At 55.8% G+C, this 24,688-nt stretch carries 20 protein-coding genes and 1 pseudogene; 14 read left to right on the forward strand and 7 right to left on the reverse strand.

Going from position 1 to position 24,688, the window contains the following annotated elements:
• Positions 1 to 227: 227 nt before the first annotated feature.
• From tsaD to U8T64_RS09565, 10 genes and pseudogenes are all read left to right on the forward strand, one after another.
• A complete protein-coding gene (gene tsaD, locus U8T64_RS09520) occupies positions 228 to 1,256 on the forward strand; it encodes a tRNA (adenosine(37)-N6)-threonylcarbamoyltransferase complex transferase subunit TsaD (protein ID WP_322183179.1) in 1,029 nt (342 codons plus the stop codon).
• Positions 1,256 to 1,762: a GNAT family N-acetyltransferase gene (locus tag U8T64_RS09525; RefSeq protein ID WP_322183180.1), complete on the forward strand. Its 507-nt coding sequence runs from the start codon at positions 1,256 to 1,258 to the stop codon at positions 1,760 to 1,762. The genes tsaD and U8T64_RS09525 overlap by 1 nt, the downstream gene beginning before the upstream one ends.
• Positions 1,759 to 3,411, forward strand: a complete 1,653-nt coding sequence (ilvB, locus tag U8T64_RS09530; RefSeq protein ID WP_322183181.1) for a biosynthetic-type acetolactate synthase large subunit — start codon at positions 1,759 to 1,761, stop codon at positions 3,409 to 3,411. Before U8T64_RS09525 ends, ilvB begins: the two co-directional genes overlap by 4 nt.
• 44 nt (positions 3,412 to 3,455) lie before the next feature.
• Entirely contained in the window at positions 3,456 to 3,926 is a 471-nt protein-coding gene (gene ilvN / locus U8T64_RS09535; protein WP_322183182.1) for an acetolactate synthase small subunit, read from the forward strand.
• A 29-nt stretch (positions 3,927 to 3,955) separates the two neighbouring features.
• Positions 3,956 to 4,360, forward strand: coding sequence for a hypothetical protein (locus tag U8T64_RS09540; protein ID WP_322183183.1), 405 nt, complete (start codon positions 3,956 to 3,958; stop codon positions 4,358 to 4,360).
• A 47-nt stretch (positions 4,361 to 4,407) separates the two neighbouring features.
• A complete protein-coding gene (locus U8T64_RS09545; RefSeq protein WP_322183184.1) occupies positions 4,408 to 5,058 on the forward strand; it encodes a lysoplasmalogenase family protein in 651 nt (216 codons plus the stop codon).
• 459 nt (positions 5,059 to 5,517) lie between these two features.
• Positions 5,518 to 6,223: pseudogene (locus tag U8T64_RS13900) on the forward strand (class I SAM-dependent methyltransferase).
• Positions 6,224 to 6,646: 423 nt separating this feature from the next.
• Complete coding sequence (locus tag U8T64_RS09555) at positions 6,647 to 8,107, forward strand: UDP-N-acetylmuramoyl-L-alanyl-D-glutamate--2,6-diaminopimelate ligase (RefSeq protein WP_322183185.1); 1,461 nt, start codon at positions 6,647 to 6,649, stop codon at positions 8,105 to 8,107.
• A 146-nt stretch (positions 8,108 to 8,253) separates the two neighbouring features.
• On the forward strand, positions 8,254 to 9,588 hold the full coding sequence (locus U8T64_RS09560; RefSeq protein WP_322183186.1) for a C1 family peptidase: 1,335 nt from the start codon (positions 8,254 to 8,256) through the stop codon (positions 9,586 to 9,588).
• 75 nt (positions 9,589 to 9,663) lie between these two features.
• The gene (locus U8T64_RS09565; RefSeq protein WP_322183187.1) at positions 9,664 to 11,031 is read left to right on the forward strand and encodes a UDP-N-acetylmuramoyl-tripeptide--D-alanyl-D-alanine ligase; all 1,368 of its coding nucleotides are present in this window, start codon (positions 9,664 to 9,666) and stop codon (positions 11,029 to 11,031) included.
• Positions 11,032 to 11,310: 279 nt separating this feature from the next.
• On the opposite strand, the gene U8T64_RS09570 is transcribed toward U8T64_RS09565, so the two are convergent.
• The 7 genes from U8T64_RS09570 to U8T64_RS09600 form a co-directional block, all read right to left on the reverse strand.
• Positions 11,311 to 12,477, reverse strand: coding sequence for a Gfo/Idh/MocA family protein (locus U8T64_RS09570; RefSeq protein WP_322183188.1), 1,167 nt, complete (start codon positions 12,475 to 12,477; stop codon positions 11,311 to 11,313).
• A 39-nt stretch (positions 12,478 to 12,516) separates the two neighbouring features.
• Positions 12,517 to 13,305 carry a sugar phosphate isomerase/epimerase family protein gene (locus U8T64_RS09575; protein WP_322183189.1) on the reverse strand — a complete coding sequence of 263 codons (789 nt, stop codon included), beginning with the start codon at positions 13,303 to 13,305 and terminating at the stop codon, positions 12,517 to 12,519.
• Between the two features lie 25 nt (positions 13,306 to 13,330).
• Positions 13,331 to 14,161 carry a carbohydrate ABC transporter permease gene (locus tag U8T64_RS09580; RefSeq protein ID WP_322183190.1) on the reverse strand — a complete coding sequence of 277 codons (831 nt, stop codon included), beginning with the start codon at positions 14,159 to 14,161 and terminating at the stop codon, positions 13,331 to 13,333.
• A gap of 13 nt (positions 14,162 to 14,174) precedes the next feature.
• Positions 14,175 to 15,083, reverse strand: coding sequence for a carbohydrate ABC transporter permease (locus tag U8T64_RS09585; RefSeq protein ID WP_322183191.1), 909 nt, complete (start codon positions 15,081 to 15,083; stop codon positions 14,175 to 14,177).
• A gap of 81 nt (positions 15,084 to 15,164) precedes the next feature.
• Positions 15,165 to 16,514 (reverse strand): ABC transporter substrate-binding protein, encoded by a 1,350-nt coding sequence (locus U8T64_RS09590; RefSeq protein WP_322183192.1) that lies wholly within the window; start codon positions 16,512 to 16,514, stop codon positions 15,165 to 15,167.
• A gap of 296 nt (positions 16,515 to 16,810) precedes the next feature.
• Positions 16,811 to 17,833 carry a LacI family DNA-binding transcriptional regulator gene (locus tag U8T64_RS09595; RefSeq protein WP_322183193.1) on the reverse strand — a complete coding sequence of 341 codons (1,023 nt, stop codon included), beginning with the start codon at positions 17,831 to 17,833 and terminating at the stop codon, positions 16,811 to 16,813.
• Between the two features lie 96 nt (positions 17,834 to 17,929).
• Complete coding sequence (locus U8T64_RS09600) at positions 17,930 to 19,339, reverse strand: MATE family efflux transporter (RefSeq protein ID WP_322183194.1); 1,410 nt, start codon at positions 19,337 to 19,339, stop codon at positions 17,930 to 17,932.
• Between the two features lie 471 nt (positions 19,340 to 19,810).
• Between U8T64_RS09600 and U8T64_RS09605 the strand changes: the two genes are divergently transcribed.
• From U8T64_RS09605 to U8T64_RS09620, 4 genes are read left to right on the forward strand one after another with little or no spacing between them, the layout of a single operon-like run.
• A complete protein-coding gene (locus U8T64_RS09605) occupies positions 19,811 to 20,359 on the forward strand; it encodes a flavodoxin family protein (RefSeq protein ID WP_322183195.1) in 549 nt (182 codons plus the stop codon).
• 39 nt (positions 20,360 to 20,398) lie between these two features.
• Entirely contained in the window at positions 20,399 to 21,442 is a 1,044-nt protein-coding gene (locus tag U8T64_RS09610) for a M42 family metallopeptidase (protein ID WP_367575416.1), read from the forward strand.
• 31 nt (positions 21,443 to 21,473) lie between these two features.
• Positions 21,474 to 24,107, forward strand: coding sequence for an alanine--tRNA ligase (gene alaS, locus U8T64_RS09615; RefSeq protein WP_322183196.1), 2,634 nt, complete (start codon positions 21,474 to 21,476; stop codon positions 24,105 to 24,107).
• Positions 24,108 to 24,140: 33 nt separating this feature from the next.
• Positions 24,141 to 24,494, forward strand: coding sequence for a histidine triad nucleotide-binding protein (locus U8T64_RS09620; protein WP_322183197.1), 354 nt, complete (start codon positions 24,141 to 24,143; stop codon positions 24,492 to 24,494).
• Positions 24,495 to 24,688: the final 194 nt, after the last annotated feature.

A 24,688-nucleotide genomic window follows, 5' to 3' on the forward strand; every position in this document is an offset into this window, starting at 1 on the left:
GGAAATTCCCTATGGGAATTTCTCGATTGAAAGTACCGCAGCGGCTTAGCAAGTACAAATTTTAAGGTGGAGATCGTATATGCTGATTTTAGGAATAGAAAGCTCCTGCGACGAGACCGCAAAAAGAAAACGTACCGTTTTCTTTTCAGGAAATTCCCTATGGGAATTTCTCGATTGAAAGTACCGCAGCGGCTTAGCAAGTACAAATTTTAAGGTGGAGATCGTATATGCTGATTTTAGGAATAGAAAGCTCCTGCGACGAGACCGCCGCTGCGGTGGTGGAGGACGGCAGAAAGATTTTGTCTTCTGTGATCGCCTCTCAGGTGGAGGAGCACCGTATCTACGGCGGCGTGGTGCCGGAGATCGCTTCCCGCCGCCACAGCGAGGCCATAGTGGGTGTGGTACGGGAGGCCATGGAGCAAAGCGGAAAAACCTGGAAGGAACTGGACGCCATTGCCGTTACCTGTGTGCCGGGACTCATCGGGGCGCTGTTGGTGGGGGTGAATTTCGCCAAGGGCCTGTCCCTTTCTACTGGGCTCCCCCTGGTGCCCGTACACCATCTGAGGGGGCATATCGCGGCAAACTACCTGACTTCTCCGGAGCTTACGCCCCCCTTCCTCTGCCTGGTGGTGTCCGGCGGGCATTCCCATATCATTCAGGTGAAGGACTATACGGAACTTCAGGTGCTGGGACGTACCAGAGACGACGCGGCGGGAGAAGCCTTTGACAAGGCCGCCCGGGCCATGGGAATCCCCTATCCCGGCGGCGTGGAGCTGGATAAGATCGCCGAAGGGGGAAACGACAGAGCCTACCGGCTGCCCCACCCCAGGGTGGAGGGCGCGCCGCTGGATTTCAGCTTTTCCGGGCTGAAAACGGCGGTGATCAATCTGCTGCACAACGCTTCCCAAAAAGGGGAAGAGGTAAGCGTTCCCGATTTGTGCGCCTCTTACCGCCGGGCAGTGGTAAATTGCCTCACGGAAAATTTCCAAAAAGCAGCTGAAATGACCGGGGAAACAAAGCTGGTTATCGCCGGGGGCGTTTCCGCCAACCGTCTGCTGCGCAGGGAGCTTCTCTCCCTTTGTGAAAAAACGGGGAAAAAGCTCTATATGCCGGAGCTGAGCCTCTGCGGGGACAACGCCGCCATGATCGCTTCCCAGGGGTATTATGAATTTCTTGCGGGAAATACGGCGGGCATGGATTTAAACGCCGCGGCCCAATGCGATATTGCCGGGCGCTCTCACGGGAGGAAGCTGTGATGTACGGAAACATTGTGCCCATGACGGCGGCTTATGCCGGGGAAATGGCCTTCTGGCGCTATGAAGGCGAATGTTCGTTTTATAACAGGAACGGGCGGACGGACTACCCGGAGGGAGAGGCCTTCGCCTGCCTGGACCGGGAGGGGAAGCTGATAGGGCACTTCCATTTTGGGGCGGATGCCAGAATTCCCACGGTGGAAGCAAATGTCTATGAGGGAGATCATCTGGATCTCGGCCTGGGTCTGCGCCCGGAACTTTGCGGGAAAGGGCTGGGGGAGGAATTTGTACGCCTGGGAATGGAATTCGGCAGGAAGCAGTTTTCCGCCCGGAGCTTTCGGCTGTCGGTAGCCTGCTTTAACAAGAGGGCCGTCAAGGTCTATGAGCGCTGCGGCTTTCGTGTGGAGCGTGAAGTGACCAATTCCTATTTCAAAAATAAATTTTACGTTATGACAACGGGAAACAGCCCTGAATTTCATGGAGGCACAGAGCGGAGGGATCTCATTTGATAAGCGGAGCGGAAGTAATGGTAAAATGCCTGGAAGCTGAGGGAGTGGAAATCGCCTTCGGCTATCCCGGCGCGGCGATCTGCCCTTTTTACGACGCCTTGTACGGCTCTTCGATCCGCCATGTGCTGGTGCGTTCCGAGCAGAACGCCGCCCACATGGCCTCGGGCTATGCCAGGGCGGCGGGAAAGCCCGGCGTGTGTATCGCTACCTCCGGCCCCGGCGCCACCAATCTGATCACGGGGATCGCCACGGCGTTTATGGATTCCGTTCCCATCATCGCCATTACCGGCCAGGTGAATTTGGAGCTGCTGGGGCGGGACGTGTTTCAGGAGGCGGATATCACCGGGGCCTGCGAGTCCTTTACAAAGCACAGCTATCTGGTGACTTCCGCCGAAGAGCTGCCCCGGGTATTTCGGGAGGCCTTTCACATTGCCGCCACCGGGCGGCCGGGCCCGGTGCTCATCGATGTGCCTCAGGACGTGCAGGAGCAGCTGATTCCCCGGTTTCAGTATCCTGAAAAAGCAGATATCATCGGCTATAAACCCAATTTGGCAGGGCACCCCATGCAGATCAAGAAGGCGGTGAAGGCCATCGGCGAGGCAAAGCGCCCGGTGATCTGCTGCGGCGGCGGCGTGGTGCTGGCCGGGGCCCGGGAGGAGATGAACACCTTTGCCGGAAAAACCGGGATCCCGGTGGTCTCCACCATGATGGGCCTGGGGGCTATGTCCAACGCCGGCAGCGGCTGGGGCCTGTTGCCGCAGCAGGAGGAGCCCGCCTATTTGGGCATGATCGGAAAATTTGGCAGAAGCTTTGCCAACCGTGCCATCGGCGAAGCGGATCTGATCCTGCTCTGCGGCGCCCGGGTGGGGGACAGGGCCATTGCCCTGCCCAATCAGATCGCGGAGCAGGCGAAAATCATTCATATCGATGTGGACCCGGCGGAGATCGGGAAAAACATGCGGGTGGATATTCCCATCGTCGGCGATATCCGCCAGGTGCTGACTGCGTTGACAGAGCAGATAAAACCCGGCGATTTTCGGGAGTGGCGGCGGCAGGTGCTGCAATATAAGAACCAGTTCGTCCCAAGAGGGGAGGACCGGGAGGACGCGGTGGAGCCCCGTTCCTTTCTGCGCGCCCTTTCCGGCCTGATGGACGAGGACGCTATTTTGGCCGCCGACCCCGGCCAGTGCCAGATCTGGGCGGCCATCAATTTCACCCAGCGGTCAGGGCGCTTCCTTACTAGCGGCGGCCTGGGGACCATGGGCTATGCCCTTCCCGCCGCCTTGGGGGCGAAGCTGGCGAAGCCCCGGCGGCAGGTGGTGGCCGTCTGCGGGGACGGGGCCTTTCAAATGAGCCTGAACGAGCTTGCGGTGGTGTGCGCCTGCCACGCGCAGCTGAAGATCATTGTGATGGATAACCGCCGGCTGGGTATGGTACGGGAATATCAGAATCTTCGGTATGGCGGGCGGCATATCGCCACCCACATGGACGGAAACCCGGATTTTGTGGCGCTTTGCAGGGCCTATGGGATCCCGGCGGCCCTGGCGGAGAACAACGCTCAGGCGGAGGAGCTGGCCAGGGAAATGCTGGCCAGCCCCACGCCCTATGTGCTGGTCTGCCGGGTAGACCCGGAAACGCCCAGCGTTTGAAAAACGGCTTTCAGCGCAGTCTGCGAAAAATGGAGTGATGGGTTATGAAATACACGCTTTCCGTACTGGTGGAAAACAGGCCCGGCGTGCTGTCTAAGGTGGTGTCGCTGTTTTCCCGGCGGGGCTATAATATCGACAGCCTGGCGGTGGGTGCCACGGAGAATCCCGGCGTTTCCCGCATGACCATTGTGGGCCAGGGAGACGATTACATTCTGGAACAGGTGGAAAAGCAGCTCAATAAGATCATTCCCGTGATCAAGGTGCGCTCTCTGGGCACGGATGCGGTGAGGGCAGAGCTGATGCTGGTGCGCATCGGCTGCGATACCCAGAGCTTCGGGGAGATCAATCAGATCGCCGCCCTGATGAAGGCCGAGGTGGCAAGCGTCAGCAAAGGCTCCGTGACCCTGAAATTCGCCGGGGATCCCGAAAAGTGCGATACCCTGTTTGACCTGGTGCGGCCCTTCGGCGTAAAGGAGGTCACCCGCACCGGCGTAATTGCCCTGGAGCAGGGATAAGTCTGCTTTTTCCCTAAGGGGGGATCGTTGTGAAATGGCTCAAAAGGGCAGGTCTGGCAGTATTACTGCTGCCCGCTGTTCTGATCGCGGCATTTGTGGGGTATGAGGCTTTGGGAATGTGCGTCAACCACGCCGCCGCCCGGTGTCAGACGGAACAGCTGCAAAGCCGGCTGCGGCAGGAGCTTTCCGACGCTGTTGTGAAGGAAGCGTATTCGGAAACGGGAAATACCACCGGTACGGGAAATCATGTGGATTGCCTCTCCACCGTGATTTTTTCCACGTCCGTACCGGAGGAGGAACTCAAAAGCAAGCTGTCCCAATACTATGATTTCAGCGATGAGCAGTATTGCTGTCTTCAAAAAACCGCCGAGGGAGAGTATCTGTTTTATCTCAATACCTCCGCGCCTTTCGCCGATAACCTGGAGGGGCATTGAAAAGCGGAAAATCATAAAAACACAGCTGTAAAAAGGAGGAGCCTGCAATGAACCTGATCGTATATTCTTTTGTGGCCGTGCCGCTTTGGTGTGCCTGCTTTGCCCTGTATTTCATTTTGCGGCGGAACAGGCTGATGCGGGAAAGCCTGGTGGCCAAATGCGCTGGTACTTTTCTGGCAGCAGGCTCTGCCGGGTTTGCCTTCTGCCTGCGGGGAGAAACCCCGTTTGTCCACGGCTTTTTTTGGTTTTTCCTGCTGTGTATGGCGGCGGACGCTCTTTTGGAGCTTCAGTTTCTTCCCGGTATGCTGTTGTTTGCCGTTGCGCATATTTGCTGGATTTTAGAGGCCTGGGGCAGCTTTTCCCCGCGGTTTTTGTGGAGCCTGCCGGTTTGGGCGGCGGCCATGCTGGCGGCGCTTTTGCTGTTTCGCCGGGAGCTTCCCAAAATGGGAGTGCAGGCGGTATTTTGCTGCCTGTATGTGGCGGTATTATCCACCTCCCTGGCGTTGGCTCTGCCGCTGCCGCTTCTTTCTGGAAGGGTGGAATATCTGCCGCTTTCCCTGGGAATGCTCAGCTTTTTTGTTTCCGATATGATGGTGGCAAAATCAGAATTTTCCCATTTGGGGGAAAAGCTGCAAAAGCCGATCATGGCCCTTTACTGGCTGGCCCTGTACTTGATTTCCACGGCCCTTTGGCTGTGAGAAGGGAAGCGTGACGTGATGAATACCTTGCGGGAAGCCATTCAAAAGCTCATGGAAACAAAGCCCTCAAAGCTTGTGCTGAGTATTCCGGCCCAGGGGGAGACGCCCTATCAGCGGGTCGTGGTCCGGTGGATGGAAGCGGGCTATCAAATAGAAAGCTATACCGAAAAGCAGGTCTTTCATAAAAATATCCCGGCGGAAGAGCTGGGGGATTTTTGCCTGGAAGCGCTGGAAAGCTCTTTCCGGCAGCTGAACGCCTGGGCGGAGGGCTGCGAAACGGCGGTGCGGATCACGCGGAAAGGGAAAGTGCTTTACAGCCGCAAAAAAGCCGGAGAAACCGCGGCTTTGCCGCCTCCCTCTCACAACAGAAAGAAAAATTACCTGCTGCCGGAGGGCCAGGTGATCGAGCCGCTGGTGGATATGGGGATCTTTTCCAAAGAGGGAAAGATCCTGAAGCCCATGTACGATAAATATAAGCAGATCAACCGTTTTCTGGAGATCATAGACGATGCCGTAAAAAAGCAGAAGCTCACTCACCTGAACATCATCGACTTCGGCTGCGGAAAATCTTATCTCACCTTTATTGTATATTACTATCTCACGCAGGTCAGGGGGCCTTTCCGTCCACATGATCGGGCTGGATCTGAAGGCCGATGTGATCGAGGCCTGCAGCCGGGCGGCGGAAAAGTACGGCTATGAGGGGCTTTCCTTTCAGGTGGGGGATATCGGCGGCTTTCAGTGCCCTTTTGAAGTGGATATGGTCATTACGCTTCACGCCTGTGATACGGCAACAGACTATGCCCTTTTTAACGCGGTGGCCTGGGGCAGTAAAATGATTTTTTCCGTTCCCTGCTGCCAGCACGAGCTGAACCGCCAGCTGCACACCGAAGAACTTTCTCTTCTGACCCGGTACGGCATCATTGGGGAGCGCTTTTCCGCCCTGCTGACAGACGCGATCCGGGGCAATCTGCTGGAATATGCCGGATATCGCACCCAGCTTTTGGAATTTGTGGATCTGGCCCATACGCCGAAAAATATCCTGATCCGGGCGGTAAAGGCTCCGGAGCTTTCAGAGAAAACCAGGCAAAAGGCCTTGGAAGAGGTACGCCGTGCCATGTCGGAATTCCACGTAGAGCCCACCCTGTACCGGCTGTTTTTTGGATAATTAGGAATGAGCAATGAGAAATTAAGGATAAGGTCAAGTTCGACAAATTGGAACTTGCAGGTTAGCGAGCAGCAGAAACCTCTTGCCTCCCCTGAATAGGGGAAGAAGGTTGCTTGGCAACCTTCTGGGACCACCGTTAGGTGGTGGAGAGGTTCAGTTCGCTGAAAACCCGCATGAAGCTTAACTTTTCTGCTGTACGGTCGGAACCCCTCAGTCACGGCTTTGCCGTGACAGCTCCCCTTTCAGGGGAGCCAAGAGGTATCATATAAACTATAATTTAGCAATCTCTTATAATTGCTCATTTCTTGCCGTGCATATTGGTATAATATACATGGGAAGGAAAGCTTTCTATGGGAGGTTTTGTTGACTTTTCCCTGGGAAAAGCGTATGATGAAATGGATTTGTCAGAAAGGAAGGCGGAGTATGCTGTTATCAGAGCTTTTGGCCCCTCTGCACGTGGAGGCTGGCTTTCAGGACGTGGAAATAACGGACGTGGTCTATGATTCCAGAAAGGCAAGGCCGGGCTGTGTGTTTGTGTGCCTGCGGGGGGCCTCTTCCGATGGGCACCAGTATGCCGCCCAAGCCGGGGCCGCCGGGGCCGCCGCCATTCTCGCGGAGGAGCCAGTGGAAGTTTCCGGCGCCCAGGTGATCGTGGTGCCGGATACGAAGGCAGCGCTGGCTTTGACAAGCGCTGTCTTTTTCGGGAACCCGGCGGAGCGTGATATCAAGGTGATCGGTATCACCGGAACCAAAGGGAAAACCACTACCGCCTACATGGTGCGCTCCATTCTGGAGGCTGCCGGGCATAAAACCGGAATTATCGGCACCATCGGCGTGGCTTTTGGGGAACGGCTGATCAAAACGGAAAATACCACTCCGGCAAGCTTTGAAGTGCAGAAATACCTGCGTCAAATGGCGGACGAGGGCTGTGAATACTGTGTGATGGAGGCCTCCTCCATCGGCCTGAAGGAAAAGCGGGTGTACGGCTTTCCCTTTGCCGTAGGCGTGTTTACCAATTTTTCCGAAGACCATATCGGCGGCGTGGAGCATAAAGATATGCGGGAATATCTGGAAAGCAAGGCGCTGCTGTTTTCCATGTGCGAAACCGGCGTTGTGAATCTGGATGATCCCAGCCTGGAGGAAATGCTGCGGGGCCATACCTGCCAGGTGAAAACCTTCGGCTTTTCGGAAGACGCCTGGCTGCGGGGAGAAAACTGCCGCCATTTGAACCGCCCCGGCCTTTTGGGCATTGCCTTTGAGGTGTCGGGGGCCATGGGCTTTACCGCCGAGGTGGGGATCCCGGGGAAATTTAACGCCTATAACGCCCTGGCGGCCATGGGCTGCTGCAAGGTGCTGGGTATTTCCGAGGAAGCCATGAAGCAGGGGCTTCTCAGCGTGAAGGTAAAGGGGCGGGTAGAGCCTGTTCCGGTGCCGGGAAATTATACCCTGCTGCTGGATTACGCCCACAATGGCGTGGGCATGGAAAATATCCTTACCACTCTGCGGGAATACAAGCCCCACCGGCTGATCTGCCTGTTCGGCGCGGGAGGGAACCGCCCCAAGGTGCGCCGCTATGAAATGGGGGAGGTCAGCGGAAGGCTTGCGGACCTTTCCATTCTCACGGCGGATAATTCCCGCTTTGAAAATGTGCTGGATATCATCGAGGATATCAAGGTGGGCATGGAAAAAACAGCGGGGAGCTATCTGGAAATACCGGATCGCCGGGAAGCCATTCGCTGGTGCCTTACCCACGCGGAGGACGGGGATATCATCGTTCTGGCGGGGAAGGGCCATGAAGACTATCAGGAGATCGAGGGGAAGAAATATCCTTTTGACGAGCGGGTCGTGATCCGGGAGCTTTTGGAAAACGAAAAGCGGCAATGAGAAACTATAGCTTCCCTTGTCAAGTGAAGTTACTTACCACCGGGAAACACCGTTTGAGAGGTCTTTTGCAAAATCGGGCAGTATAAAGCCGGAGCCTGCTTCCGCTTTTTATCATTTTTTAGAAAAAAGGGAAAGGGAGAAACGCCATGGAAAAAAAGATCACAGCAGAACAGCTTGCCGCCTTTGAAAAGGATTTTGCCGCCGACCCGGCGAAACGGGTGGCGCAGCTGGCGGTCACCGCCAACGGCGTCAACAAATCTGCGGGAAACCCCTTCGCGCGCAGGAAGGTTCGCCACCAGTTTTCCATTCAGCTGGAAACGGGGAAAATTACGAATCAAAAGGCCTCCGGCCGGTGCTGGATGTTTGCCGCGCTGAACACCATGCGGGTGGAAGTAATGCGCAGGCTGAACCTGGAGCATTTTGAGCTGTCTCAGAACTATACCCTGTTTTATGACAAGCTGGAAAAGGCCAATTACTTTCTGGAAAATATTCTGGATACCCTGGAAGAGCCCACCGAGGGCAGGCTGATCTCTCATTTGCTGCGGGACCCCCTGGGAGACGGCGGGCAGTGGGATATGCTTTGCAATCTGATTGAAAAATACGGCGTTGTTCCCCTGGACGCTATGCCGGAGACCGCTTGTTCCTCCGCTACCCGTGAGGTGACCGTTTACATGACCCGGCGGCTGCGGGAATTCGCCTGTGAGCTCCGGGAGGCCCACGCCGCCGGGAAAACCGCCGAAGAGCTGCGGGAGCAGAAGGAAGTGATGCTCTGCAATATTTACAACATGCTGTGCATCGCCTTTGGAAACCCGCCCCAAACCTTCACCTTTGAGGCCCGGGACAAAAACAAGAGCTTCATTCGGGACGAAGCTCTGACCGGAACGGAATTTTTCCGGAAGTACATAGGCTGGGATCTCAGCCAGTATGTAAGCTTGATAAACGCTCCCACCGCCGATAAGCCTTACCACAAAACCTACACTGTGAAGATGCTGGGAAATGTGAAGGAAGGGCGTCCTGTAAAGTACTTGAACTTGCCCGTAGAAGACCTGAAACAAGCGGCTATCGCCCAACTGAAGGCTGGAGACCCCGTTTGGTTTGGCTGCGATGTAGGCCAGTCCTCCAGCAGAGAGGGCGGCATTTTGGATCTGGAGGCCCTGCGTGTCGATGAGCTTTTCGGAACCGTCTTTGGCATGAATAAGGCCCAGCGCCTGGATTACGGCGAAAGCCTGATGACCCACGCCATGGTCTTCCAGGGTGTGAACCTGGACGAGGCGGGAAACCCCACCCGCTGGAGAGTGGAAAACAGCTGGGGCAAGGAAGCGGGCGAAGAGGGCTATTATGTAATGAGCGACGACTGGTTCACCGAATACACCTATCAGGTGGTAGTAAACAAGAAATATCTCACTGCCGGGCAGCAAAAGGAGCTGGAGCAGGAGCCCATCTATCTGGAGCCCTGGGATCCCATGGGCTCGCTGGCCTAGTTTTGAGAGCATAACATGTCAGCCTGAGGGGCCTATAGCTTTATCAGGCTGACGTGCCGTCAGGAGAGGAGATTTATGCGAAGTAAGCTTTCTGAAATTGTCAAGGCCGCGGGGGGGACCCTGCTTTGCGGCGATGAGAATACCGTGGTCACCACCTTTTTTACAGACAGCCGGGAGGCAAAAGCGGGGGCAATGTTCGTCCCCATTCGCGGGGAGAAAACAGACGGCCACAAATTTATCGGCATGGCCCTGGAAAACGGTGCGGCCGCTTCCTTTACAGAGGAGAAAGCGGCGCCCCGCACGGGCCCGCTGGTTTTGGTAAACGATTGCCGGGCGGCTCTGCAAAAGGTGGGGGCCTGGTACAGAAGCCAGTTTTCCATTCCTGTGGTGGGCATTACCGGCAGCGTGGGGAAAACTACCGCCAAGGAAATGGTGGCCCAGGCCCTTGCGGCGCAGTACAATGTACATAAGACCGCCGGAAATCAGAACAGCCAGGTAGGCGTTCCCATCACTGTCTGCGGCTTGCGGAAGGAGCACACCGCCGCCGTGGTGGAAATGGGGGTGAGCATGCCCGGGGAAATGGCCCGGATCTCCGCCGTGGTAAAGCCTACCTGTGCCGTGATGACGAATATCGGCGTTTCCCACATCGAATATATGAAGAGCCGGGAAAACATTCTGGCGGAAAAAGCACGGATCGCCGATCATCTGCCGGAGGACGGCGCGCTTTTTGTAAACGGAGACGATGATCTGCTGCCCTCCCTGAAGCAGAGCGGCAAGCACAGGGTGATCGCCTTCGGCCTTAGCCCTCAGTGTGATTGGCGGGCTTCCTCTCTGCGAGAAGCGGATAAGGGAACCTTTTTTACCTGCGAGGGGCCGGGGGGAGAGCGGCAGGAGCTGTTCGTTCCCGCCGCCGGCCAGCACAATGTGCGAAACGCCCTGGCCGCCATGGCGGTGGCCCGTTATCTCAGCGTTCCCGCCGAAAACGCCGCGCGGGCCATCGGCGCCTACAAGGCCCCCGCCATGCGGCAGCAGATCGAGGAAGCAAACGGCCTCACCATCATTGACGACAGCTACAATGCCAGCCCGGATTCCATGCGAAGCGCCCTGGAGGTACTGGCCTCCCGGAAAAACACGGGCAAAAAGGCTGCTGTGCTGGCGGATATGCTGGAGCTGGGAGATCTTGCCCAGGAGGGCCATTTCTCAGTGGGAAAATACGCCAGAGAAAAAGGCGTGGAGCTTTTGGCGGCCATTGGGCCTCTTTCAAAGGAAATCGCCGCCGGATACGGTCAGGGGGCCCACTGGTTCGCCACCAACCAGGAAGCCGCCGCCTTTTTGAAGGAAGCTCTCCAGCCCGGCGACGCGGTGCTGGTAAAGGGCTCCCGCGGCATGAAAACCGATGAGATCGTGGCCGCACTGAAGGAAGCGGGCGCAATCCGAGGGTAGCAAAGGTCGCAGCCTTCGGCGTTTTATGTCCAGAGGAACAGTTGTTCAGCATTAGGGCGTGTTCAGATGAAGCTAACGCACACGCCTTTTCGGCAAATTTTGCAGGCTTCTATGTTAAAAATCCTAAGGTTTTTCGCCTTGAATCCTGCAAAATTTTGCTCGAAGATCCGTGCGCCTATCTTAAATGTAAACACGCCCTTGTTTCTTAAAGAAAAAGAACCTTTCCCTCATTTTGAGAAGAAAGGTTCTTTTCTGTTGTTCAGAGAAATATTTGGAGGATCAATGATCCAGTATGGCTTCGTAGGCAGTACCGGCCAAGGCCCGCAGCGGCAAGGCTGCCGGGCGCTGACAGGTGGATTCCATGGTGTGGATTTTTCCGCTTTCACTGCTTTCCCAGATGCCGTGGATCGCTTCAAAGGCGTGATAGCCCAGGGTGGCGTCGGCCCGGGGCTTGCGGCCGTTCAGAATGGCGTAAGCCAGGTCGGCGGCCCCGATTCCCCGGCACTCATCCTGAAAAGGATAGAGAATGGGCATTTTTACCGGCCCCTCTATGGTGTTTCGCAGAAGGTAAATATCCCCGCTGAACAGATTGGGGTCAAAGAGGATCAGCGAGCCCTGAGTTCCGTGAATTTCAATGTGCGGATTGGTGGGAATGGTCTCCTCTCCGGGGTTCGCGTCCACAGCGCCCTCGCTGGTCAAAACCAGAGACCCCAGCACGCCGCCGGAAAATTCCAGTGCCGCCGTCATGGTATTGGGCGAATCCACAGTGAATTCCTGACCGTACCTCGGGTGGCGCGGGTTGGTGTAAGGGCGCTGCGGCCTGCGGGTCTGCATAAATCCCGTTACCCGGCTGAGAGGGCCTAACAGATTTACCATATTGTGCAGATAATAGCCCCCCATATCAAAGGGAATGCCGCCGCCCCTGCTCAGGGTGAAGGCCTTATAGAGAGCTTCCTCCTCGCTGTGATCCTGATAGGAACGGACGCAGGCGGCATGAACGGCAACGGGGTCTCCGATCACGCCGGAATCCAGAAGATGGCGGGCCGTTTGCCAGCCGCCGCCCAGAAAGGTGTCCGGGGCGGAGATGAAGAAAAGTCCCTTGGAACGGGCTAATTCCACCAGCTCTTTTCCTTCATTGAGCTCTACTGCCACCATTTTTTCCGTCAATACATGCTTGCCCGCCTCCAAGGAGCGTTTTGTCACTTCATAGTGGGAAAGAGGGTATGTAGTGTTCAAAACGATTTCAATGGAGGGATCGTTCCAGATCTCTTCGTTGGTCATCTGCCGTATGTCGAACTGCTTTGCCCGAAGGGCGGAGCGCTCCGGGATCAGGTCGGAGCAGCCTACCATTTCCAGTACATGAAACTTTTTCGTGATCGTGTTCAAATATTTATAGCTGATCATGCCGCTGCCGATCAGGGCGGCCTTTACTCTTCTGAATGCCATATTGCAAAATCTCCTGTAAAATTGGTTTGAGAGGAAGGGCTAGAGCCCCAGCTTTGTCAGATTCCTGCTGCTGACCGCAAGGCTTTCAAAGGGATCTCCGGGACAAACGTCCTGCTCTACGATGATAAATTCCACGCCGATCTCCCGGCATACCGAAAGAATGGGAGGCCAGTTCAAATTTCCCTCGCCAACCTCGGCGAACCGTTTATGCACGTCCTCTATCCGTTCTGCTCCGCCTACAATGGCGTAATCCTTAAAATGTACAATATCCATGCGGCCCCGCATGCGGCGGAGCCAGTCTGTTACACACACGCCCGCGGCAGTGAGCCAATGGGTATCCAGGGCAAAGTAAAGGCCCTTGGGATCGGTTTCCTCCGTCAGAATATCCATACCGGTTTTTCCCTGCCCCAGGGAGAAAAACTCCAGAGCGTGAGGGTGATACAGCAGATGAAGCCCCTCTCCCTCCAGCAGCCGGGAAACCTGATTGATCTCCTGAGCGAAGAGATGGTAGCCCTCCCCTGACTCCCTCCATTCCTTCGGAAGGGTGCCGATGGAGATGGCGTTTACCCGGTGGAGCCGTGCGTTTTCTATGGCTTTTTCCACAGCGCCGGGGTTCTTCGCCAGTTCTTCCAGTTCGGCGTCGGCGGAACAGCCCGTAAGGCCCAGCTCATCCAGCATGGCCTGCATTTCCTCTTCCGATACGGCGGGAATGGAATAAGCCTGTACGGCATTGTAGCCCATATCACGGATCCGCCGGAGAGAGGAATAAACCTCTTCAGGAGAGCGGAGGTAGTCTCGAACGGTAAAAAGCTGTACTCCTTTTTTCATGGCGTATCATGTCCTTTCCTAAAGGTCACCCCTTCATGCCTGTAAAGGCAATGCCCTGGGTGATCTGCTTTTCAAAGATCAGGTAAACGATAAAGATGGGGACCATGGCGCATACGGTGCCTGCCATGGTAAGGGCGTACTGCATGGTGTATTGCCCGGAAAACATGCCCAGCCCCAGCTGCAGGGTATACTTGCTTGGATCGTTCAGGTAGATCAGCGGAGCAATGTAATCGTTCCACTGGCCGATAAAGGTAAAAATAGTCAAGGTTGCCAAGCCCGGTGTGGCCTGGGGCAGCATGATCTGTAAAAAGATCCGCAGTTCGCCGGCACCGTCAATTTTTCCTGCCTCCCGAAGCTCATTGGGAAGCCCCATGAAAAACTGGCGCATCAGAAATACCCCAAAGGCGCTGAAGCCCTGCATCAGGATCAAAGTGCTCAGCTTGTTGGTCATACCCAGCTGGCCCAGAAGGATATACTGAGGCAGCATGATGGCGTGCCAGGGGATCATGGTGGTGGCAAGGAAAGCCAGAAACAGAAGGTTTTTCCCGAAGAAGCGGAGCTTTGCGAAGGCATAGGCCGCCAGAGAGCAGCACAGCACCTGCAGGGCCGTGCCAAATACCGCGACAATGGCGGTGTTTTTGTAGAAAGTCAAAAACGGGACCTCCTGCCAGACCTTGCTGTAATTCCCCGGGTTTATGGGATCGGGGATCCACTGGATAGGATTGGTGAACACCTGCGCGTCATATTTCAGAGAGGCGGAGATCATCCAGAGGAAGGGAAATACCGTGACCAGCACCAGGCCAAATAGCAGCAGGTAAAAGGGAACGCGTTTTAAGAGCCGGATGGTTTTTGTCATACTTTTCCCTCCTTCATTCATAATGCACCCAGTATTTCTGCCCGACAAACTGGATCACGGTGATCACCAGGACCACCAGGAACAGGAAGTAGGAGATCGCGCAGGCGTAGCCCATGTGGGAATAGGTGAAGGCCTCCGTGTAGATCCGGTATACCAGAACCTGTGTGGCGTACCCCGGCCCGCCCCTGGTCAGCACATTTACCAGATCAAATACCTGGAAGGAATTGATCAAAAGCATCACGATGCAGAGGAAGATGGTGGGGGAGAGCATCGGGAGGGTGATTTTCCGAAAGCGCTGAAAGGCGGAAGCGCCGTCGATTTCCGCGGCCTCGTACAGATAGCCGGGAATGGTCTGCATTCCCGCCAGAAGGATCAGCATGTAGTAGCCGAAATTTTTCCAGACGGCAATGATGATCAGGGCATACAGCGCCCAATCGGAGGACATCAGCCATTTCGGCGGCTCGCTGACTCCCAGACCCATCAGCATAGAGGATAATGGGCCGTTGGGGCTGAAGATCAGCTTCCAGATCACCGCCACGGAAACCATGGAGGAGATGTAGGGCAGGAAAAAGCATACCCGGAAAAACTTGCGCCCGAAGGTCACCCGGTTGAGAACAGCCGCGAAAAACAGCGCCAGAAGCAGGGTAAGGGGCGTAAAGAGCAGGGCGTAGATCAGGTTGTTGGAAAAAGCGTTCAAAAAGTAGTCGTCGGAAAACAGCCGGTTGTAGTTTTCCAGCTTGACAAATTGCAGAGAATCCAGATTAAAACCGTTAAAATCGGTAAAGCTGAAAACCGCTCCGCTCAGGATCGGGAGAAAGAAAAAAAGCAGAAATCCCAGAAAAGCGGGAAGCACAAAAAGCCAGCCGGTCAAATTTTCCCGAAGAGAACGAATTCTTCTTTTTTCAGATGATTTTACAGCCACAGGGGACCTCCTATTACCAGGACAAACAGCCGGACCAGGCAGACCCGGCTATTCGTCGTTTGGCTACTATGAAGCCTGAAATTATTCCTGACTGAGCAGGGGCGTCCGGCGCTGGTCAAAGCTTGCGATGGCTTCGTCCACGCTCTTTTCTCCAATAAGGCAAAGCTCCTTTTCTTCCCGCCAGATGGCGTCTACCTCCGCACCGTTTCCTGTGGGGGGCATTTCGTAGCGGATTTCCGTATTGAAGAACGCGTCTGTGTTGTCAAGCCCGGAAAGCTCCCGGTATTCCTGCTCTATGGTATCGTCGGTATAAGAGGAAAGCATACCGCCTTCCGCCAGCAGCTTCGCGCCCTCGGCGCCGGTCAAAAACCTGATAAACTCAAAGGCATTTTCAAACTTTTTGCTCTGGCTGCTGATGAAGATAAAGGTGTTGTGACCACCGATGGTCGCCGGCTCCTGCACGCCGTCGGGCTGGGGCATGTAGGTAACGCCCATATCGCATTTTCCCGATAACTCCGCATTGTTGGCCAGCTCCTGCTTGGCGTTTCCAACAGTCCATTCGCCGTTGGGAAGCATGGCCACATCACCGTTTAAGAATATTTTTAACCAGTCGGTGGAGGTGCTGTTCATCTCTTCAAAGCTCATGTGAGAAGCATCTTCGTTGTAGATCCGGTTCAGGAGGCTCAGCCATTCCTTCAAGGCGCCGGAATCGGGATCCAGCACGTTGGAGCCCATCTGCACGGTCATGATCGGCTCGCCCATCCAGTTGGGCAAAAATCCGCCCCACTGCTTGGTACCGTCGTCCCTGGTTTTCGTCAGGCTCTTTGCCAGCACGGCGTATTCGTCCCAGGTCATCTTTTCCGGGTAGGGCACTCCCTCCGCGTCAAAGATCTTCTTGTTGTAGAACAGGGCGTAAGCGCTGAAGCGGTAAGGAAGGCCGTAGCATTTTCCGTCCGCCAGGGTGGTTTGGAAATCTTCGCCGTACCGGGAAAGATCGATTCCGGCAGCTTGGATCGCGTCGGTCATGTCCGCTAAATTTCCCACGTCCCGGCGCTTGGCAAAGTTTTTTACCACGCTGGTGCCAAAAAGATCCAGATCGCCGCCTCCGGCCAAAAGCGCGGTGATTTTATTTTCGTAAGCGTCCGGATCGCTGGCGGAGGAGGGCACGATGGTGAGGTTTACCTGGGTGGTTTCGCTCTGGGCGTTAAAGGCCTCTACAATAGCGGGCATGTACACGTCTTCATCGGCCCAGGTGTAGTATTCTACCGTCACCTTTTCCGCCGCGGGCTTCGATGTGCCGGAGCCCTGCGGGGCGGGCGCCGAAGCGCTGCCACTGCTTGTGGGTTTGTCTGAGCCGCACCCTGTCAGGAAGCACCCGGAGCAGAGCGTGGCGGCTGCCAGCAGCGCGGCAAAAACCTTGCGTTTTTTCATGTTTGTCACTCCTAAGAATAAAATTTGGTTTTGTGGAACCGCTTTCATATTATCATAAAGACATATCGTTGTCAATATCCCGATTTCTAATTTTTATTCAAGGAACTTTTTGGTAATAGTTGCAAAGATGCACAGAGATTCGCTTGGGGTTTTGACTTTGAATATGGAACCGATTCCATATTAAGGCAAAAAAATTTAGAACCTGTATTCCTGAACAGGGACGCTGCTTGAACGAAAGTCTCTGCTGTGAATACGGGTTCCAAGAGCTTGTACCGATAAGCCGCATGTACAAATTCTTATTCTTCAATGCTCATGCGGGAGGGAATGGTGATGTGCTGGCTCGGAAAAGCGTTTCCTTCCGGCTCCAAACGGTTAAAAAGGGTCTGGGCGGCTACTGCGCCAAGCTCTACCGGTACGGGAGAATACTGTACGGAATAGCGGAATGCGTCCAGAACATGAAAATCATCATACCCGGCTACAAAAATGTCCTCCGGAATTTTTATACCGTGAGAAACAAAGCCGCACACAGCGCAAACGGTGGCCTTACTGGATAGGGTGATCACAGCGGTGGGCCGTTTTGGCATTTCGGCAAAGCGCTTCATTGCGGCGTGATAGGAGTTGTCGGCACAGGAGGTGCGCAGGATATATTCCTCGCAAAGCTCCAGGTGGTGAGCGTGCAGAGCCTTTCTCACCGTTTCTATTCTGTCCGTATCTGTTTTCGATATGTGAGAGCCGGGCGAATCTTCCTTGGTATCAAGCAGCACGGCGATCCGTTTGTGTCCCTTTTGGACGATGGCTTCCACCAGCTCCGTCAGCCCGGAATCATTATCGATATAGATCGTGTCCCCGGCAAAGCCCGGAAGCTCCCGGTCCACGCAAACTACCGGAGTTTCATTTTTCAAAAGCTGATTCAAAAGCTTTACGTTATTGTTTTCCCGCACGCGGTTTGGAATGATGATCAGCCCAACTGCCTTGTAGGAAATCAGATCCTCAATAGCGGCCCGTTCCTTCTCTACGCTGTAATCCGTGTTACAGAACAATACTCGAAAGCCACAGCTCTCCGCCTTTTTTTCCACTGCGTACACCACATCGATAAAAAATTCATTGTAGATGCTGGGAACGATGATCCCAATCAGCCTGGAACGGCTTTTCGACAAGCTTACCGCCATGGCGTTAGGGGAATAGTCCATTTTTTCGATGGCCTTCATCACGCTGTCGTAAGCCTTTTTACTGACATAGCCGCTTTTATTGAGCACGCGAGACACTGTGGCGGGAGATACTCCGGCAACTGCCGCCACATCGCGGATAGTCTTTTTCAAAACGATCCCTCGCTTTCCTCTTTTGAAAATTTGCAAATTGCCCTGAACGGCGGCCCGCTAAGAGCCGGTTTCCTGCCTTAATATGTGGGCATTGCCCTAAGAGTTTTCCCCGGGACTGGGAAGCGTTTCCGGCTGCTCCTGGAACAGCCCGTTCCGGGTAATGTTCTTGATCCATTTTTTGCTGCGGTAATGGTGGATCACCCAGGGCCACTTGATGAATTCATCGGTGCAGAGCAGGAAATAGACCCACAAAGGCGGCAGCTTCAGCACGGCGGCGGCCACAAAGCCCAGGGGCAGGGCGTAAACCCACATGGCGAAGGTATCGCAGATCAAGCCGAAGCGGCTGTCGCCGCCGGCACGGAATACACCGGCGATCAGTGTGGTGTTTACCGCCGCACCCAGCACATAATAGGAATTGATCAGCAGCATGACCTTCAGATAGTGCTTTCCGGTTTCCGTTAAATCGGCAAAGCCCAGCACCAGGGGCATGGAAAGCAGCACGATCACGCCGCCAATGAGTCCGGTGATCACCGTGAGCCGCACGATCTTTTTGGCGTCCGCTTCCGCCTCTTCCAGCTTATTATCCCCAAATTTCTGGCCCAGCAGGATCCCGCCGGCGTTTGCCATGCCGAAGCAGAGTATGGTGCCGAAATTCCGCACCACCACCGCCAGGGAATTTGCCGCCACGGCATCGTTCCCCAAAAACTGGCCGATAATTACGGAATACAGGGAAAAGGCAAGCCCCCAAACGGTGTCGTTGGCCAAAGCGGGCAGGGCCATTTTCATAAAATCGGAAAACAGCTCCTTGCTGCGCAGGAACAGATAGGAAAGCTTCAGCTTCACGTCAGGGCTTTTGGCGGAAACAACAAAGCACAGCACAAGCTCCAGCACTCTGGAAATAGAGGTGGCAAGGGCCACGCCCGCCGCTTCCATTTTCGGCGCGCCGAACAGGCCGAAGATAAAGACAGCGTTCAAGATCACATTGGTGGTAAAGGCCACGGCGTTTAGGGCCATGCTGACGGTCACCCGCCCCACGCTGCGCAGCACGGAAAGGTAAACCTCCGTCAGACCCCAGCAGAGGTACGCCACACTCAAAATGCGAAGGTAGGAGGCGCCAATGCGGATCAGCTCCGGGTCCGGTGTGAACAGGCGCATCATCCAGTCGGGAACGGTCAGCGCGCCTAAGGCGAAGATCAGGGCGCAGGTCACGGAAAACCGCAGGGCGATCCCCTCCACCACCTGAATGGCTCTATGCTCTCCCTTGCCGAAATACTGGGCGCACAGCATAGTCGCCCCCGTGCCGAGCCCGTAAAGCACCATAAATAAAATGTTTGCGTATTGTGAGGCCAGAGATACCGCCGAAATAGAGGATTGGCCCACAAAATTCAGCATGACCACATCGGCGGAGCTCACGGCGGCGCTTAAAAGATTTTGCAGAACAATGGGAATGACCAGCTTCCCGATCTGGGAATAAAAGCTGTTTTTCTGCAGTGGGGTTGATTTCATAAAAGAGTTCCTCCCATACCCGAAAACAAGAACGGCCCGACAGCCGATATACAATGTTCAGTATAAGGTCAGGTCCCTTGCTTTGTCAATCCGGAATTTTCGCAAAAAGCAGAAGGCTTCCACAAGGAAAAAGGATTGACAGGAGAAAGCGAAGAGAATATAATGAAGCCAAATAGAGAAGAATTTCGTGCGGAGAAGATGCTTTTTTCTTTCCCATGCAGAGAGACGGTGGCAGGTGCAAGCCGTTTGGTGGAGAAAAGCAGGCCGCTCCCGCCGCCGGGTGTTTCATTGGCGGTGCGTTTTCGGCATGGCTGCTGTGAAGAATGGCGGCGTACCCCGGCGTTAACGGGAAGAAAAGCGGCCAAAAAGAAGCCCTGGGGCTTCTTCCGGCAATTTGGGTGGTACCACGGACCTGTCCGTCCCATGAGGGAGCGGGCTGGTCTATATTTTTTTGCGGGAAAGGAAAAGGCCATGGAAACACTGCTCCTGAACGGTTCTCCCAGAAAGCGGGGGGATACCGCCTCCCTGCTGGAAATGCTTCGGGAGCTTTTGCCGGGGGAGATCAGAGAGGTGCGGGCCTACTCTCAAAAAATTGCGCCCTGTGTGGACTGCCGTTACTGCTGGAAGCACAGCGGGTGCTGTCAACAGGACGGCTGGGCCGTGGTGGATGCCGCTCTGAAAAGCTGTGATAGTATCGTGCTGGCTTCTCCCATTTACTTCTCAGAGCTGACGGGGCCTCTGCTTTCCGTGCTCAGCCGCTTGCAGCAGTATTACTGCGCCAGGGCCTTTCGGGGAGAAAAGCTTCCCTTTTCCCCCAAGCGCGGCGGACTGATTTTGGTGGGCGGCGGCGACGGCAGCCCCCGCAGAGCTCAGGAAACAGCGGAAACGCTGCTGCGCCAAATGGGCTGTCGGGAGATCTTTCCCGCCGTTTTATGCCACAATACCAATACCGTTCCGGCTGTTGACGAGCCGGGCGTGAAGGAGCGCCTTCAGGCGCTGGCCGATTTTTTGAAAGGCTGATTTTTGCTTCCCTCATTTTTGAAAAAAGGAGAAATTATCGTGACACAAGTAGCGTATTGCGTGGAGCAGCTGAAAAAGCTCTGCGCCATTGACAGCCCCTCCGGTTTTACGGAGCGGGCGGCGGACTATTTGCTGGAGGAGCTTACCGCGCTGGGCTACGCGCCGAAAAAGACCAGAAAGGGCGGCGTTGCCGTCTGCCTGGGCGGCGAAGCGGCAGATCAAAAGGAGCCTGACGGGCTGCTGCTGATGGCCCATGTGGATACCCTGGGCGCGGTGGTGCAGTCCATCAAGGGAAACGGGCGGCTGCGGCTTTCCCCGGTGGGCGGCCTTCAGGCACAGAACTGTGAGGCGGAAAACTGCCTGATCTACACCAGGGAAGGGAAAACCTATACCGGCTGCCTGCAGCTTTGCGACGCCTCCGCCCATGTGAACCGGGAATACAGCGAGAAAAAGCGGCAGTTTGCCGGTATGGAAGTGGTAATTGATGAGCCGGTGAAAACCCCGGAGGATACCCGGAAGCTGGGGATCGAGGTGGGAGACTTCGTGTGCTTTTCTCCCCGCACGGTGGTAACGGAAAGCGGGTATATCAAAAGCCGGTTTCTGGACGATAAGCTCAGCGCGGCGATCCTGCTGGCCTATGCCAGGGAGCTGAAGGAAAAGAAGGCTTCCCTGAAGCGAAAGGTCTACCTGCATTTCACCGTGTACGAGGAGGTGGGCCACGGCGCGGCGGCCGCTGTGCCGGAGGACGTTTCCGAGATCGTCAGCGTGGATATGGGCTGTGTGGGCGAGGGCCTGCAGTGCACGGAGCGGGAGGTTTCCATCTGCGCCAAGGATTCCGGCGGCCCTTATGATTATACCGTCACCACCGCTCTGGTACAGGCGGCAAAGCAGGCGGAGGCGGCCTTTGCCGTGGACGTATATCCTTACTACGGCTCCGATGCCGAGGCGGCCCTTTCCGCCGGGTATGATGTTCGCCACGGCCTCATCGGCCCCGGCGTGTACGCCTCTCACGGCTATGAGCGCTCCCACAAGGACGGCGCAGAAAACACGCTGAAGCTTTTGTGGGCTTATACGGTAAAATAAGATGTTTTGAGGAAAACAGGAGGAAATCATTATGAAATGGACAGGACTGAACGAACTGAGAGAAAAGTATCTTGCCTTCTTTGAAAGCAAGGGGCATCTGCGGCTGCCCAGCTCTTCGCTGATCCCCCAGGGAGACAACAGCCTTTTGCTGATCAATTCCGGCATGGCTCCCATGAAAAAATACTTTACCGGCGAGGTCACGCCGCCCCGGGTCAGGGTGACCACCTGCCAGAAGTGCATTCGAACCCCGGATATCGACAGCGTGGGCATCGACGACCGGCACGGCACCTTCTTTGAAATGCTGGGGAACTTCTCCTTCAACGACTATTTCAAAAGGGAAGCCATCTCCTGGGCCTGGGAATTCTTTACGGAGGTTCTGGAAATGCCCCCGGAGAAGCTTTACGTCACCGTCTATCTGGAGGACGACGCTGCCTGGGATATCTGGACGAAGGAGATCGGTGTGCCCGAAAGCCACATGCGCCGCATGGGCAAGGAGGACAATTTCTGGGAGCACGGCTCCGGCCCCTGCGGCCCCTGCTCTGAAATCTATTTTGACCGGGGCCCTGAGCACAGCTGCCATAAGCCCACCTGCGATGTGGGCTGCGACTGCGACCGCTATGTAGAGATCTGGAACCTGGTGTTCTCTCAGTTTAATAACGACGGCCAGGGCAACTACACCCCCCTGGGCCGAGAAAATATCGACACCGGCATGGGCATGGAGCGCCTGGCCTGCGTCATGCAGGACGTGGACAACCTGTTCCTGGTGGATACGCTGCAGAATATTATGAAACATGTTTCAAAAATTTCCGGGGTGGAATACGGCGCTTCCCCGAAGACGGATATTTCCCTGCGCATCATCACCGATCATATCCGCTCCACCGCCTTTATGATCGGTGACGGCGTGCTGCCCAGCAACGAGGGCAGGGGCTATGTGCTCCGCCGTCTGCTGCGCCGGGCGGCCCGCCACGGAAAGCTTCTGGGGATCGACCGTCCCTTCCTTTCCGAACTGGCAGAGACGGTGATCCAGGAAAATGAGAAGGCCTATCCCGAGCTGCGGGAAAAGGAGACCACCATCAAGAAGATCATTGCCTTCGAAGAGGAGAGCTTTGCCAAAACCATCGACCAGGGGCTTTCCCTCTTGAACAGCCTGATCGACAAGGCGGATTCCAAGGTCTTCTCCGGCGACAGCGCCTTTACCCTGAACGATACCTACGGCTTCCCCCTGGATCTGACCCGGGAAATTTTGGCCGAGCGGGGCATGGAGGTAGATGAAGAGCGCTTCCGGGAGCTGATGCGCCAGCAGAAGGAACGGGCCAGAAACGCCAGAAAGGACGCGGGAGCAGACGCCTGGAAGGGCGAAAATACCGCGGCCGCCGGACTGCCCGCCACGGAATTTACCGGCTATACGGAGCTGAAAACCGGCGCGGAGGTGCTTGCCATTATTAAAAATGGGGAACGGGTGGAAAGCGCCTCCGCCGGTGAGGAAGTCTCCGTTGTGCTGGACCGCACCCCCTTCTATGGCGAAGGCGGCGGCCAGGTGGGAGACAGCGGCGTGCTGGAGGCCGAGGGGGTCTCCGTCGATGTGGTGGATACCACAAAGCATGAGGGGATCTATCTGCACCGCAGCGTGGTGGCGGAGGGCACTCTTAGCACCGGCGACAAGCTGGAAGCCTCTTTGGACGTTATGAGAAGAAAGGCCATCATGCGTAATCACACCGCGGCCCATCTGCTTCAGGCGGCCCTCAGGAAGGTGCTGGGCGACCATGTGGAGCAGGCTGGGCAGCTGGTCAATGAAGAACACGTGCGGTTTGACTTTACCCATTTCTCCGCCATGACTCCCGAAGAGCTTGCCATGGTGGAAATGGCGGTCAACGATGAGATTCTGAAGGCGGTTCCCGTCACCATGGTGGAAATGCCTATTGAGGAAGCAAAGCGGAGCGGGGCCATGGCTCTGTTCGGCGAGAAATACGGCGATGTGGTGCGGGTAGTTTCCGTGGAGGACGGCTTCTCCAAGGAATTCTGCGGTGGTACCCATATGGATAACACCTCCCGGCTGGGCCTGTTCAAGATCGTTTCCGAGTCCTCCGTGGCCGCCGGCGTGCGCAGGATCGAAGGCGTGACCGGTGCGGGTGTGCTGGCTGTGCTGGCGGCCCAGAGCCATACGATCCAGGAAACGGCCCAGGCCATGAAGGTCTTAAATCCGGCGGAGCTTCCCCTGCGGGCCAGGCAGGTCATGGCCGAAGCAAAGGAAAAGGAGAAAACCATTGAGGCGCTGAATGCCAAAATGGCCTCCGCCAACCTGGAAAGCGTGTTCCAAAACGCCCAGGAAGTAAACGGCGTAAAGGTGATGTTCGCCCTGCTTTCCGGCATGGACGGCAACGCCCTTCGGGCGCTGTGCGATAAGGTGAAGGAGCGGCCCGAGCCCGCGGCGGCGGTGTTTGCCGGCGTCAGCGGCGGAAAGGCCTCTCTGGCGGCGGTGTGCAGCAAGGCCGCCCAGGAAAAGGGGCTGAAGGCGGGCAATCTTGTGAAGGAGGTCGCCGTGATCACCGGCGGAAACGGCGGCGGACGGCCCGATTTCGCCATGGCCGGCGCAAAAGACCAGACCAAGCTGGACGAAGCCCTGGCCGCTGTGCCGGAGCTGGTAAAAAAGCAGCTGGAAGCATAAACGGAGCAAAAAGAAAAGGAAGTGACAAAGCAGATGGCAGACTGTATTTTCTGTAAGATCGCGGCGGGGGAGATCCCCTCTGATAAGGTGTACGAGGACGACTGTGTTTTAGGCTTTGCCGACCTGGATCCCCAGGCTCCGGTCCACGTGCTGCTGATCCCCAAGGAGCACATTGCCTCCGCCCAGGAGATCACGCCGGAAAACAGCGGGGTAGTGGCCCGTATTTTTGAAGCGGCGGCAAAGCTTTCGAAAGAGCTGGGGCTCACAAACGGCTTTCGCATCGTCAATAACTGCGGGAAAGACGGCATGCAAAGCGTACAACATCTGCACTTTCATCTGCTGGGAAAGCGCACGATGGGCTGGCCGCCCTTTCCGCCGGAAAATTGATCATTTAGCAGCGAACCGCTTACTTCCCACTTGTCATCCTGAGCAGAAAGCAAGGAGAACCTTGCTTTCTTGGCGAAGGATCTCGTCCTTCCGCTCTTTACTCAGATAATAAAGGACGAGATTCTTCGACAAAGCAAAGCTGGCTTTGCTTTTTGCTCAGTAATGACAGTTGGGAACTGTGTGCAAAACTATAA

Origin of the sequence: Neglectibacter caecimuris, assembly GCF_034335015.1 — a bacterium.
GTDB lineage: Bacteria > Bacillota > Clostridia > Oscillospirales > Acutalibacteraceae > Acutalibacter > Acutalibacter caecimuris_A.

Coding starts and splice junctions, on each gene's coding strand:
- U8T64_RS09580 (WP_322183190.1), bottom strand. CDS start 14,161: ATGACAAAAACCATCCGGCTCTTAAAACGCGTTCCCTTTTACCTGCTG.
- U8T64_RS09545 (WP_322183184.1), top strand. CDS start 4,408: ATGAACCTGATCGTATATTCTTTTGTGGCCGTGCCGCTTTGGTGTGCC.
- U8T64_RS09605 (WP_322183195.1), top strand. CDS start 19,811: ATGGAAACACTGCTCCTGAACGGTTCTCCCAGAAAGCGGGGGGATACC.
- tsaD (WP_322183179.1), top strand. CDS start 228: ATGCTGATTTTAGGAATAGAAAGCTCCTGCGACGAGACCGCCGCTGCG.
- U8T64_RS09560 (WP_322183186.1), top strand. CDS start 8,254: ATGGAAAAAAAGATCACAGCAGAACAGCTTGCCGCCTTTGAAAAGGAT.
- U8T64_RS09565 (WP_322183187.1), top strand. CDS start 9,664: ATGCGAAGTAAGCTTTCTGAAATTGTCAAGGCCGCGGGGGGGACCCTG.
- U8T64_RS09620 (WP_322183197.1), top strand. CDS start 24,141: ATGGCAGACTGTATTTTCTGTAAGATCGCGGCGGGGGAGATCCCCTCT.
- U8T64_RS09525 (WP_322183180.1), top strand. CDS start 1,256: ATGTACGGAAACATTGTGCCCATGACGGCGGCTTATGCCGGGGAAATG.
- U8T64_RS09600 (WP_322183194.1), bottom strand. CDS start 19,339: ATGAAATCAACCCCACTGCAGAAAAACAGCTTTTATTCCCAGATCGGG.
- U8T64_RS09590 (WP_322183192.1), bottom strand. CDS start 16,514: ATGAAAAAACGCAAGGTTTTTGCCGCGCTGCTGGCAGCCGCCACGCTC.
- U8T64_RS09555 (WP_322183185.1), top strand. CDS start 6,647: ATGCTGTTATCAGAGCTTTTGGCCCCTCTGCACGTGGAGGCTGGCTTT.
- U8T64_RS09575 (WP_322183189.1), bottom strand. CDS start 13,305: ATGAAAAAAGGAGTACAGCTTTTTACCGTTCGAGACTACCTCCGCTCT.
- U8T64_RS09570 (WP_322183188.1), bottom strand. CDS start 12,477: ATGGCATTCAGAAGAGTAAAGGCCGCCCTGATCGGCAGCGGCATGATC.
- alaS (WP_322183196.1), top strand. CDS start 21,474: ATGAAATGGACAGGACTGAACGAACTGAGAGAAAAGTATCTTGCCTTC.
- ilvN (WP_322183182.1), top strand. CDS start 3,456: ATGAAATACACGCTTTCCGTACTGGTGGAAAACAGGCCCGGCGTGCTG.